6 protein-coding genes and 1 tRNA gene are annotated in these 13,210 nt (G+C 41.7%); 5 read left to right on the top strand and 2 right to left on the bottom strand.

Annotated elements, in window-relative coordinates; genetic code table 11:
• The first annotated feature begins 350 nt into the window (after positions 1-350).
• A complete protein-coding gene (locus D0T56_RS01885) occupies positions 351-5,921 on the top strand; it encodes an alpha-2-macroglobulin (protein ID WP_163318448.1) in 5,571 nt (1,856 codons plus the stop codon).
• Between the two features lie 224 nt (positions 5,922-6,145).
• Positions 6,146-6,218, top strand: a tRNA-Pro gene (locus D0T56_RS01880).
• A gap of 160 nt (positions 6,219-6,378) precedes the next feature.
• Here D0T56_RS01880 and D0T56_RS01875 read toward each other — a convergent pair.
• Positions 6,379-7,563, bottom strand: coding sequence for a VWA domain-containing protein (locus D0T56_RS01875; protein WP_163318447.1), 1,185 nt, complete (start codon positions 7,561-7,563; stop codon positions 6,379-6,381).
• Between the two features lie 48 nt (positions 7,564-7,611).
• Positions 7,612-9,051, bottom strand: coding sequence for a VWA domain-containing protein (locus D0T56_RS01870; RefSeq protein WP_163318446.1), 1,440 nt, complete (start codon positions 9,049-9,051; stop codon positions 7,612-7,614).
• A 374-nt stretch (positions 9,052-9,425) separates the two neighbouring features.
• Here D0T56_RS01870 and D0T56_RS16870 point away from each other — a divergent pair, with 374 nt between their 5' ends.
• The 3 genes from D0T56_RS16870 to rluF all read left to right on the top strand — a co-directional run bounded on the left by D0T56_RS16870 (position 9,426) and on the right by rluF (position 13,144).
• Positions 9,426-11,201 (top strand): histidine kinase, encoded by a 1,776-nt coding sequence (locus D0T56_RS16870; RefSeq protein WP_370458777.1) that lies wholly within the window; start codon positions 9,426-9,428, stop codon positions 11,199-11,201.
• Positions 11,202-11,314: 113 nt separating this feature from the next.
• Positions 11,315-12,064 (top strand): LytTR family DNA-binding domain-containing protein, encoded by a 750-nt coding sequence (locus tag D0T56_RS01860; protein WP_163318445.1) that lies wholly within the window; start codon positions 11,315-11,317, stop codon positions 12,062-12,064.
• Between the two features lie 72 nt (positions 12,065-12,136).
• Positions 12,137-13,144 carry a 23S rRNA pseudouridine(2604) synthase RluF gene (gene rluF, locus D0T56_RS01855; protein WP_163318444.1) on the top strand — a complete coding sequence of 336 codons (1,008 nt, stop codon included), beginning with the start codon at positions 12,137-12,139 and terminating at the stop codon, positions 13,142-13,144.
• Positions 13,145-13,210 lie beyond the last annotated feature (66 nt).

Genomic DNA, 13,210 nt, shown 5'->3' with positions numbered 1-13,210 from the left:
AACTTGCCACTAAATGATGACAGCCACAAAGATAAGTAATGATATAAAACATAGCTAAAATAGAGCAATATTTTGTAAAAAGATTTAACTTTGTTTAATTGTGGTAGTTTGCCCTCTCAAGTTTTGAAGTCATCTTGACTTTTAGCTTTGTGCATTTTGTCATCCTGAGAGTATCGAAGGATCTGTATTTTCCAGATGTTTGACTTACGTTCAATATGACAAAACCCTGAAATAATTATAATTAAAAAGTCAATATGACTTCTTTACATTACTCTAATGAAACAAATTGTGCTGTTACTTTAGAAGAATTGAAGTAAACAGACAAATAAAACGTAATAAAATATAATAATATGTGCAGGCACAATCACACCAAAGCAATGATTTTCGTATCATTACTGCTTTCATTTTTTGTAACAAATTCTTGTAAGAAACAAGTATCACGCGATATAAACCCTGAGTTTGCCCGTTATATAGCGGCATTCACTTATGGCAATATATCTTCAACTTCGAGCATCCAGATAGAGCTGACACAAGATATGCCTGCCGTAGAGCTAGACAAGGAAGTTGATGCAGACTTGTTCGAGTTTTCTCCCTCAATAAAGGGTAAGGCATATTGGACAAGCACCCGAACCATAAAATTTGTGCCTGAAGCCGGAGAATTGAAATACGGGCAGGAATATGAAGCTACATTCAAACTGGAAAAAGTGATGAAGGTGGATAAGGATTTCAAAAACTTCAACTTTTTCTTTAAGGTGCCCGGACAAAATTTCAATGTCGAGGTATTCCCCTATTCGCCAACAAAAGATAATGACCTTACATGGAATACGGTGCAAGGAACATTGAAACTTGCCGATGAAGCGGACATCAGTAAAGTGGAGCAGATGTTTTCCGTTTCGGGAGGATCAAACACCGGAAGAATAAAAGTTACTCCTACGGAAGTGAAGGCTCAATACGCTTTCAGCATCGACAGCCTGAAACGTTACGATGAAAACACAACCTACACTTTGAATGTAAAAGGTTCGCCTGTGGCAGCAGAGAGAGATACCACCCTGAATATTGTGATTCCGGGATTAAGTCAAGGTAATTTTTCCATCATTGACGCGCAGGTGGTGTATGACCCGCAACAATGCGTGCGAATAACTTTCAGCGATCCATTATCACCAAACCAGAACATACAGGGATTAGTAAATTTGACGGGAGTGAGCAATTATTCGTATAATGTCAAGAAGAATGTGCTGAAACTTTTCCTCGAATCTAACCAGAACAATACGTCCGTAAATGTAAAAATATTCAAGGAGCTGAAAAATCAGGACAACAAGCCGCTTAAACAAGATTACAGCTATCAGTTTTCGTTGGCTCAGAATAAGCCGAATGTGGAAATTCTTAACGGTGGAAACATTCTGCCCAATGCCAACAGCCTCACCATTCCTTTCCGTGCAATCAACCTGTGGGCGGTAGATGTGACGGTGGTTAAGATATTCGAAAATAATATTTTAGGCTATCTGCAAACGAATAATTTTGGCGAGAGTGACGAACTAAGGCGTTTTGGGCGACTGATCAAGAAAACGCGTGTCCGTTTGGATAAAGACCCTAGCATGCGCTTGAACGAATGGAACACATTTAACCTCGATCTTGCCAAAATGATAAAACAAGACCCCGGAGCCATTTATCGTGTTCAGTTCTCGATAAAGAAGGAGTATTCGCTTTATCCCTGCGAGGGTGTAATACCTCAGATTCCCGATGATGCAAGTCTGGAGAAATTTGAAGACCTGACAGACGAAGATACTAAAGAGTGGGACATCCCTCGTTCGTATTACTACGACAGCTATTGGTACGACGGCTACAACTGGGACGAAGCCGAAGACCCATGCAAAGACAGTTATTATGCCAACAAGCGGAGCAATTGCATCGTCATGGCTTCCAATCTGGGCATCATAGCCAAAATGGGTTCGGATAAGAAGATACAGGTTGCTGTTTCTAATATTCTGTCCACCATTCCCGTTTCGGGAGCAACGGTTGATGTCTACAACTTCCAGATGCAACGCATAGGCAGTGGAAAAACAAATGGCGACGGTTTTGCCGATATCGAATACAAAGGAGGTGTTCCTTTTGCGGTGGTTGTATCTAAAGATAAAGAAAAGGGATATCTGAAAGTTACATCCAACCTGTCGTTGTCGCTCAGCAACTTCGACGTAGGTGGCAAGCAAATACAGAAAGGACTTAAAGGTTACATCTACGGCGAACGTGGCGTGTGGCGTCCGGGCGATTCTATCTACCTGACATTCATACTTGAAGATAAAGAGAAGACCTTACCTAAAAACCACCCTGTCTTGCTCGAATTCTATACACCTAGAGGACAATTATATCAGAAAGTGGTTCAAAACGTGGGCGTTGACGGATTCTATCCGTTCCACCTTGCCACAGACGCAAGTTCCGAAACGGGAAGCTGGAGTGCGGTGGTGAAAGTTGGAGGAGTATCTTTCCAGAAAACGGTGAGAGTGGAAACAGTAAAACCCAACCGGCTGAAAGTGAGATTGAATGTAGGTGAGATGATAGATGCCAGTAAAGGATCGTTCGTTACCAGTCTTTCGTCTCAATGGCTGCACGGTGCGCCTGCCTCCAATCTGAAAGCGAATGTGGAGATGTCGCTCCGCCCTGCCTACAGTCCGTTTAAAGGATATGAACAATATACCTTCAACAATCCCGCAAATAAATTTTCGTCAGACACTTACACGCTTTTCGACGGAAAAGTTGATAGCGAAGGAAACGCCACATTCACCGCAAAACTTCCTCCTGCGGGAAATGCACCGGGTATGTTGAGGGCGAATATCGTTTCCCGTATATTCGAATCGGGAGGTGATGCCAGTTTCTATACTCAAACCGTAGACTACTCGCCATATTCGTCGTATGTAGGATTGAAAACTCCTGACGAGGACGAATATTCGTGGTTGGAAACAGATACAAACAATCCTATTGACATTGTTACACTCAACGGGGAGGGCAAACTTGTGAACCATAGCAAGATAAATGTAAAAGTTTACAAAGTAGGCTGGTCGTGGTGGTGGAATTCCAATTCGGAAGACCTCTCGTCTTATGTCAACAACACCTCCACTAAAGTAATATTGAATCAGGATGTTGCAACAAAAGGAGGAAAGGTTCGTGTAGATTTCAAAATAGAATATCCTGAATATGGACGCTACCTGATAATGGTGAAAGACATGAAGAGCGGGCATATCGCAGGAAAAACAGTTTATGTTGATTGGCCTGCCTATCGCGGACGTTCCGACAGGAAAAACCCCGAAGGTATGACGATGCTCTCATTTTCAACAGATAAAAAAACTTACAATGCAGGGGAACAAGCTACTGTTATCATCCCGAAAAGTTCGGATGGACGGGTATTGATAAGTATCGAGAACGGATCGAAGGTAATGGTAAAAAGGTGGGTAAACACCAGCAGTCAGGAAGATACGAAATACACATTCACCGTGACCGAAGACATGGCTCCCAACTTCTATGTCTTTGCTACACTGTTGCAACCTCACGAGCAAACGGTGAACGATTCCCCGATACGTATGTACGGAGTACTGAACATTAACGTGGAAAATAGAAACACGATTCTACGCCCGGTCATTTCCATGCCGGATGAACTACGTCCTGAGAAAGAATTTACGGTTTCAGTATCGGAAAGTAACAAGAAAAAAATGACTTATACTCTGGCTATTGTGGATGAAGGCCTGCTCGACCTCACATCATTCCGCACACCTAACGCATGGAACGATTTTTATGCCCGTCAGGCTCTTGGAGTCCGCACATGGGATATGTTCGACATGGTGGTAGGAGCCAAAGCCGGACGAATGGGGCCTCTACTAAGCATTGGAGGAGACGAGACACTGAAGGGAACGAATAATCAGTTCAACAGGTTCAAGCCTGTGGTAGAGTTTTTGGGTCCATTCACAATGAAAGCAGGAGAAACCAAGAGCCATAAAATAAAATTGCCCAATTATATCGGTTCTGTCCGTGTGATGGTAGTTGCCGGATCGGAAGAAGGTGCGTACGGAAATGCAGAGAAAGCTGTTGCGGTGAACAATCCATTGATGATTCTTTCCACACTACCACGTGTGGCAGGACCCGATGAGGATATCTTATTGCCGGTGAATGTATTTGTAACAAAAGATAATATAAAGAATGTTACTGTAAACATTCAATCGACAGGACTTCTTCAACCGGTTGACGGAACATCTAAGACCATAACTTTTGCCGAAAAAGGCGACCAGATTGTCTATTTCAAACTGAAAGCTGCCAAGAAAACAGGATACGAGAAGATAAGTATAAAAGCAACAAGCGGAGGCGAAGTATCAACGGAAAGCATTGATATAGAAATCCGCAATCCTAATCCACCCGTATTATTGAGTTCGCAGGCTCTTGTTTCGCCCAACACTTCGCAGGAGTTGAAGATAGAAATGGACTCGCCACAGCCCAAAGACTGGGTGAGGATGGAAGTTTCACGTATGCCGTCGGTCGACTTGAGCCGTAATCTGGAATATTTGATGGGATATCCTCACGGATGTTCGGAACAAGTTACCTCAAGGGCATTCCCGGCGTTGTATGCAAGTGCATTTACTAAATTTACAGACGATCAGAATACACGGATGAGGGCAACCATAAACGAAGCCATCAAGATTATAGGTTCACGCCAATTGAGCGACGGAGGCATCGCCTACTGGCCGGGAAACAGGTATCCGACCGAATGGGTAACAACCTATGCCGGGCACTTCCTGATCGAAGCGCAAAAGCAGGGTTATAATGTTCCCGAATCGGTAATCTCGAAATGGATACAATTCCAGAAGAAAACAGCGCAAACCTGGAACAAAGGCGACCTGTATAAATCTTACTACACCTATTCCATGAGCGATTTACAGCAAGCATACCGCCTGTATACCCTTGCTCTTGCCGGATCGCCCGAACTGGGAGCGATGAACCGTCTGAAAGAGATGAAAACCCTCTCCGTGCAAGCACGGTGGAGACTTGCTGCGGCTTATGCTGTTGCAGGGAAAAAAGATGCTGCCAGCCAGTTAATACTCAATACTTCCGACACGGTTAACCCTTATGTTAGCAGTAACAATACCTATGGAGACTCGGATCGTGACCGTGCCATGATCATGGAAACATACTTGCTATTGGGCAAAACGGATAAGGCGCTTGGCCTGGCTCGTAAACTCTCGGAGAAACTGAGTTCAGGATATGTTTCCACTCAAACGGCGGCCTTCGGGTTGGTTGCCATGTCCAAATTGGCCGAAAAAATGGGTAGCGGAAACATGGATTACGAATGGACGCTTAACGGGGTTCCTCAAAAAGCGACAAACGAAGGGTTGTTATTCCAGAACATTACGCTCAAACCACAGGAAAAGATCAACATCAATTTCACCAATAAGGGGCAGGGAGAATTGTTTGTCCGTCTGGTAGGATTCACACAACCATTTGAAGATAAAAATCCACCAATGATGGATGAAGGAATCAAGTTGTATGTGAAATATGTTGATGTGAGCGGAAAAGAGATTGATGTTACATCCTTGAAGCAAGGCACGGAGTTTTTTGCAAATGTCGTAATTCAGAATGTTTCGGGTGAATACCTCACAGACTTGGTGTTGAGTCAGGTATTTGCATCAGGATGGGAAATATTTAACGAACGTTTGATGAGCAACGGCTCGGAGCAAGCATCTTCCCTGAATTATCAGGATATCAGAGACGACAGGGTTTATTCTTATTTCAACCTGAACAAAGGATATTCAACATCCGTAAAGATCAGGCTACAAGCCGCCTATTGCGGACGGTTCTATTTGCCCGCAGTTGCATGCGAAGCAATGTATAAACCCGAAGAACAAGGTCGAACCCAAGGAATGTGGGTGGAAGTGAAACAATAAGGGTTCACATCTAACGTATTGATGAAATTAGTGTTGAGCTGTGATGAACTTCATCCAGCTCAACGCTATTGTAATACAGGCAAAGAACTTTCTCAGGAATACCTCTTTTGCAGAAAAGCTTTTTTAGGGGACAGTCCCACATTTTTCTCATAACATTTCTTTTTTTCATTGAAAACTATTGTAAAAAATTAGAAATAGATTTAACTTTGCACTCATCAAATTATCGGGATGTAGCACAGTTGGTAGCGCGCCACGTTCGGGACGTGGAGGTCGGACGTTCGAGTCGTCTCATCCCGACATACGCAAAAGCAACCATCTGATTTTACATGGTTGCTTTTTTGTTTTAGTCCACCAATTTGCGCATTTTTTGAATCACACATGTGGGTTTTGACTGAATATGTATGTTTTCGAAAACCTCGTAGGAAGCTATTTGCAAACAAGGTCGTCTTTTGTTCGGTTAGTTTTTGTCTATCGTATATCCTTTTTTGTTGGCAAACTCTGTAATGGATTCCGCGATGGCTTTGCCTAAATCGTCACCGCTATTTCCTTTTTTCATTTCCGCATCAATGTATTCCTGACGTTTCTTCGCCAGATCATTTATTTCTTTCTGAATAGCTTCACGTTCTTTTTGTTTTTCAGCTATCACTTTTTCTATTTCTTTATTCGATTTGCCTTGCAATTCCGAAGGCAGATATTCTTGTTCAACTTCGGCTAGGGCGTTGCTGTCTTCCGAAAGTTTATCAACCAAGTCCCATTCGCTGTTGCTATAAACCGACTTTGATTTGCTCACTGCTCTTTCCGCCAAATTGGACGACGACACTGATTTTGCATTTTCATCTTGTCTCATCTGCATTTGTTGTCTTGCATAGCCGGAACTTCCATAACTGATATAGGTATCATTCAGGCGTGCATTGCAACTGCTGATGCGATCGTCGTAAGGGGTTACATAATGACGTACCCGCTCGTTATGATCTATATTAAAGAATTTGCCCTTCCCTCTGTTCGCTGCATCACGCCACAGGTCACGGATTCCGGTCGATTCGTTTCCGCAATGAATTGTGTTCACATAGATGTTTTTTCTCAATGCTTCCGGTATTGCATTTTTGTAAGATATACGCCCTTGCTCAAAGATTTCATTCCCGGCAATGTATATCAGTTTCATATCAGCCTCATTGTTTCCCCATTCCAAGTCTTTGGTAGCCTTGCTTATCACCGTTCCGCAATACTCTTCGCTTCCGCCAGTGGTGAGGGAGAACAATTCTTCCGAAATTTTGTCCAAATCAGTAGTGAGCGGCGTTATCTGGCGAATATAATCTCCGTCAAATCTTCTGCTGCTGCCATACTCGTAAAGGGCAATCTCAATTTTGGGTGTTCTTCCTTTATATTTCAGAGTGGTTAATGTGTTCACAATGTTCCACAAACGGGCTTTTGCCTGCTCAATCAAACCATTCATACTGCCCGAAGTATCGAGCAAAATGGCAACCTGTATCTTTGTCACAGCCGGAGCGGCATCCACTTCGTCAGGTGTCGGTGCTGAAACTTCCACTGTCTTTTCTTCGTTTGCCGATGCTGTTCTGTTACAACTGCTGATTGTTGTCATAGACATCAACAAAATGGTGCTTAGTAATAAAATCTTTTTCATTGTATTTCGTTTTTATAAGTTTCTAACTATATGAGTCAATATTTTCGATTATTCCATAATATATCTTCGTGCAGATATACTCCGTGCCTCTTTCTCCGGAACATATTGAGATAGAATATCATATACTCTTCTGAAATCTTCATCTTCGGTGTAAGGTGAATCCTGCATCCAGGTTTTAGTGTTATTCAATATCCTTTCCGACTTCGAATAATTGCTTTGTTTACAAGCCAAGGCAGCATCTTTCATGTTCTGAGCCATAAAGGCAATATCAAAATTCTTTTCTATTTCATCGTTTGTTTTGTCTATATCCGATTTATGCTTTACCGATTTTTCAAGGCTGACGATCTCTCCTTTTTTGTCGTACTTCAAACTAGCCGAAATAACTCCGTTTCCTTCGGTCTTGCTTTTCACCTTCATCAGGAATATTCTTGTTGAGCTTGCACCCAGATTGCTTATATCTATCGAAATAGAATTGTCTCGATTGTATTTCGGATTGTATCCATAGAATTTTGTAACCTCGCAACCACTTGGTAAATTTATTTTCAAGGTTGGCCTTTTCCCGATGTTATACATCATCGCCTCAAGTTCGTCATTAAATACTTTATACATATCTTCTTCGTTTTCCCCGATAAAGTAGTTAGTGCCCCGACCTTTGTCTGCCAATTCCCGCAACAGCATGAAATCTAGCGACTGCCCAACTCCTATGGTAGATATATCAATACCTTTCGTATTATACTGCGACGAATTTGCTATAATCCGGTCCAAATTTGTTTCTCCTCTATTGGTCATTCCATCCGTAAGCAGAATAACTCTGGAGTTTACTCTGTTCGAATGATTTTTCATTGCCTCTTTATATCCCAGCACCATGCCTGCATTCAGGTTTGTGTAGCCTTCTACCCCGATATGCTTGATCTTTTTCTGTATACCTTTTTTATTGTTCGATATTCGTGTTGCAGGCAAAACAACTTTAGCCGAACTGTTGAATGTCACGATAGATAAATAATCGCCCTCGTTCATAGACTCTACAAATCTGGAGAGTGCTTCCCGTGCATTCACTATTTTCATTCCGTTCATGGAGCCACTCACATCAACCACCAACGACACATTTAACCTGTTTTGCTTTTCGCTTCGCAGATTGGCGGGTTGTGTTGCCAAACCCACTTGAACAATAAATTCGCCATTACTGTCCAACAAAGAGTTGTCATAATCTATGCTCAGAGCCACATCCTTGTTTTGTGGAATGTCAATATCATGAACATGATAATTCATAAAATCCTCCACAATAAATGATTCGGGATTTGGCATAGATAAAGATTTCTTTTTATTGTAATTGTAGTGGCATGAAGATGATGCCCCACACTCAGGCAGATTCGCATTATTGCTTGTATAGTCGCGTGTATATTGCAACGATCCTGCGCTTATTCCGTATTGAGCAATCAGCGGGAAACATGCCAAAGTAAGAAGAATGATTGAGGTTAGTTTTTTCATAAATATTTGTATTGTGTTATTTAAATTATAGTTCAAATGTAAGTAGTTGAAAAATAGGAAATCGGGCAAAATGGGTGAATCGTCTCTTTCGGTTGGTGAAACATGATGCGAAAATGTTCAAAAATTATTTACTTTACATTCCGAAGAAGTCAGTGTGATAATATTGTCTGTTCTTTTGGGTTACAAACTCCGGAGAACAAGAAGTAGGAGTTTATTCCCTCTCTTTTGGAGAGGGTTAGGGAGAGGTGTAGGGGTGGGGTTCTACTCCACCCGAAATACGTTCAATTTCAAAAGTCTCAGCAAGAGACGCGGCAATAAAAACAGATCTTTCGTTTCACTCAGGATGACAAAAAAGAAAACTAATAGCTAAGAAAGTGAAAAAACTATTCACCATATTATTAATCCTATTCTCCATAAGCGGTACAACTTTTGGGCAAACCACTATAAACTCCAATGCGTCGAGGCTATCTGAATCGCTTGAGAGAAATAAGTCGGATAAAGACATCGCACAGGACTATGAGAATATGGCAAAGGAGCTTGTCAAGAAAAAGGACTATGCAAAAGCCGAAGATTATTTCAAGAGAGCCAAAAGCCTGTACGTAAAGCAAAACAACAGGGAAAAGATTGCGGCTGTCGACCGTGAGATTGCTAAAGTGCAGGAGGCTCAGGGCAAAATAAGTGAAGCCATAACCAGCTATTCTTCTGCCAGCAAAATTTCAGCGAAAAAAGATATACAGGCTATAAACTCGAACGACGCCAACCGGTTGAGTGCTCCCGCCAATCTTGAAGTGCAAGCGATGAACATTCAGAGTAATATCGGTTTGATGAATTCCTCTGCTCAGCGAAAAGAACGGTCGCAGGCTCATCAGCAGATGGCTCAGATTAATGTGCAACAAGGCAATAAAGAAGAAGCCATATCGAACCTTGAAGATGCTCTGATGGATGAACCCGAAGCCGCTTTCGAAATACAACGCGAAATTGCCAACGTATATGTAGCCGACAATCAACTGGATAAGGCCATCGAGATCAATGAAAATCTGGTTGAAGAAGCAAAGAAAACGAAAGATGTAAAAGTCGAAATTGAGCAATTACAGGCTTTGTCGTCCAATTACCTTGAAGCCGAAGATAGATCGAAAAGTATTGATTTGCTGGAGCAGGCATACGATTTGGCAATGAATACGGGGCGCACCATTGAAGCAAAAAACGTATTGAAACAATTGACAGAGCAATACCGGGAAGAAAAAAATACTCAAAAGGCTCTTGATGCCTATGCCGGATTTATGGATAATCTGGAAACGATGATACAAGCCGACAGCACACTGATTGACACGAAAGCCTTTCAGATTCAGGAAGGCAGGATTACACAATTGGAAAAAGAAAAAGTGCTGAAAGACGAGTTGATAAAGAAGCAAAACATATTCAATTATGTATTGTCGGGATTCATTCTTTTTGTCCTTGTTTTTCTGTTTTTCATAGCGAAAGCCTTGTATTCGATAAAGAAGAAGAACAAGCGAATAGCGTTGCAATCGTTGCGCAGAGAGATGAACCCTCATTTCATTTTCAACAGCCTGAACAGTGTAAACCAGTTTATTGCACAAAACAACGAGTTGGAGGCTAACAAATATCTCTCGTCCTATTCCAAGCTCATGCGCAATGTGATGGAAAATTCTAACAAAGATTTTATACCCCTGTCTGCCGAAATAGAGCAGTTGAAAGAATATCTCGAATTGGAGTATATGCGTTTTCACGATAAGTTCAGGTATGAGATCAATATAGATAAAGATTTGGACACTGATGCTGTTTCCATCCCTAACATGCTTATCCAGCCACAGTTGGAGAATGCCGTTTGGCATGGTCTGCGATATTCCGAGGCAAATGGCTTGCTTACCCTCACTGTGAAAAACGATGGGAACAAACTTTCTGTAATCATAGAAGATAATGGAATCGGCATAAAAAGGAGTAATGAACTGAAAACAAAACACCAACGGGAACACAAATCGAGAGGACTGACCAATACGCAAGAACGGATAAGCCTGCTGAATAGCCTTTACAACATAGATATCTTTATGGAAATAAAAGATAAAACAGCAGACGAAACAGGGGTGATTGTGATGTTCAGTTTTCCTTTCTTGAACAAAAAATTGCTCTAGGTAAAACGTAAAAATATGAATAACTTCCAACTCGTTTACGCGTAACTTGTAACTCGTAACTTGTAACCCGTAACTTGTAACTCGTAACTCGTAACTCGTAACTACAAAAAGATATGTACCAAATAAAAAGCGTTATAGTTGAAGACGAACCGGCAGCCAGAGAGGTGCTGAAAAACTATCTGTCAAAATACTGCCCACAGGTAACAGTAATCGGTGAAGCACACAACTGTCAGGAAGCCATCCCCCTTCTGCATGAGCTGGAACCCGAATTGGTTTTTCTGGATGTGGAAATGCCATTCGGCAACGCTTTCGATGTTTTGGAGGGGTGTAAAGACCTTTATTTCGAAACCATTTTTGTTACGGCTTTTTCCGAATATTCGCTTCGGGCACTTAACCAGAGTGCAGCATATTATTTGCTGAAACCCGTAAGCATAGAAGATCTGATTCTGGCAGTCAACAAAGTGCAGCAACATATTATCAACAAAGAAATATTTAACAGAAACAGGGTACTTGTAGAAAATTTCAAGGAATCACGCCCCGAAAAGCAGCAAGTCATTTTGCCAACTCTCGAAGGTTTTGAGGTGGTGAAAATGGAAGAAATTCTCCGTTTGCAGGGAAACGGCAATTTTACGGATATCTACCTCACCAACAAAAGCAAGAAAATGGTTTGCCGTTTTCTCAAGCATTTTGCCGAAATACTACCTTATCCTTTTGTACGTGTGCATAAATCGCACATTATCAACTGCGATTACGTGAAATCGTATCACAAAAGTTCGGGAGGATATGTTGTGTTGTCTGATGAGACGGAAATAGAAATCTCGCCCAGTTATAAAGAAGAATTTTTGAGGCTATTTAAGGCATAATCAGAAATGAATGTAATATCTTTGCTCCGGCAAAAAAAAAGTCATTGTGGCTTTTTATAAAACACAGAATAAATGGAATACAGGCTAAACAAATATATCAGCAGTTCGGGATTTTGCTCACGCCGTGAGGCTGACCGCTTTATTGAAGAAGGACGGGTAACAGTGAATGGAAAACGGGCGTCGGTGGGGATGCGTGTTCTTCCCGGGCAAAAGGTGAAAGTAAACGGAGAGCTTATTGTGAATAGCATAGAGCCTGTATACATTGCTTTCAACAAGCCTGTTGGTATTGTGAGCACTACCGACCCTCAGGAGAAGGATAGCATTACCAATTTTATCAGGCACGAGCAACGTATATTTCCCATAGGACGTTTGGATAAGGATTCGCAAGGATTAATCCTGTTGACTAATGACGGAGATATTGTAAATAAAATATTAAGGGCAGGCAACAATCACAAAAAAGATTACCTGGTGAAGGTGAATAAACCTATAACAAAAGAGTTCTTAACCCGCATGGCTCACGGTGTGCCTATTCTGGACAGAGTCACCCGCAAGTGTGAAATTGTGGAGATAAACCCCTACATGTTTCAAATTTCGCTCATTCAAGGCTTGAACAGGCAAATCAGGCGCATGTGTGAGTATTTCGACTACGAAGTAGTCAAATTGGAGCGCATTCAGATAATGAATATTAAACTGGGCAACCTTGGGCAAGGAAACTGGCGAAATCTTACTGAATCGGAACTGGAAGGATTGTTTGATATGCTCGAAGATTCGGAAAAGATAGCGCCATCGAAAAAAGAGATGAACAGCAATAAGAGTTTTAATAAAGCTCTTGAAAAAGCCGATCTGAAAAAGGATTATCGCAAGGCCAACAGTGTTTCGAAATCTACTAAAAAGTCGAATAAAACCAACCAAACGACTGCTGCACAAACTGAAACTCCGACAGGTAAACCAAAGCCTAGAACCAAAGGTAAACCGGCTAGCGGACTAAGGGTCGGAAAACAAAAGGTGGCAGCGAATAAATCGGGTGCGAAGGCAAAACCAAGACAAAAACCGTCTTCGATAAAGAAAAAAAATATCTAAAAATCGTTTGTTTTATTCTTCCCGTTCTTTCTGAATAATGCGAATCAGTAGTTGAAAAACAGGTCG

This window comes from Dysgonomonas sp. 520, assembly GCF_010501095.1.
In the GTDB taxonomy this organism is placed as follows: Bacteria; Bacteroidota; Bacteroidia; order Bacteroidales; family Dysgonomonadaceae; genus QVMP01.
The sequence above is the reverse complement of the archived record's forward strand: the minus strand, read 5'-3'. Positions and strand labels throughout refer to the sequence as shown.

What these genes read in the sequence shown, in the direction of transcription:
- D0T56_RS01885 (WP_163318448.1), top strand. Translation starts at nt 351, where the DNA reads ATGTGCAGGCACAATCACACCAAAGCAATGATTTTCGTATCATTACTG.
- D0T56_RS01875 (WP_163318447.1), bottom strand. Translation starts at nt 7,563, where the DNA reads ATGAAAAAGATTTTATTACTAAGCACCATTTTGTTGATGTCTATGACA.
- D0T56_RS01870 (WP_163318446.1), bottom strand. Translation starts at nt 9,051, where the DNA reads ATGAAAAAACTAACCTCAATCATTCTTCTTACTTTGGCATGTTTCCCG.
- D0T56_RS01860 (WP_163318445.1), top strand. Translation starts at nt 11,315, where the DNA reads ATGTACCAAATAAAAAGCGTTATAGTTGAAGACGAACCGGCAGCCAGA.
- rluF (WP_163318444.1), top strand. Translation starts at nt 12,137, where the DNA reads ATGGAATACAGGCTAAACAAATATATCAGCAGTTCGGGATTTTGCTCA.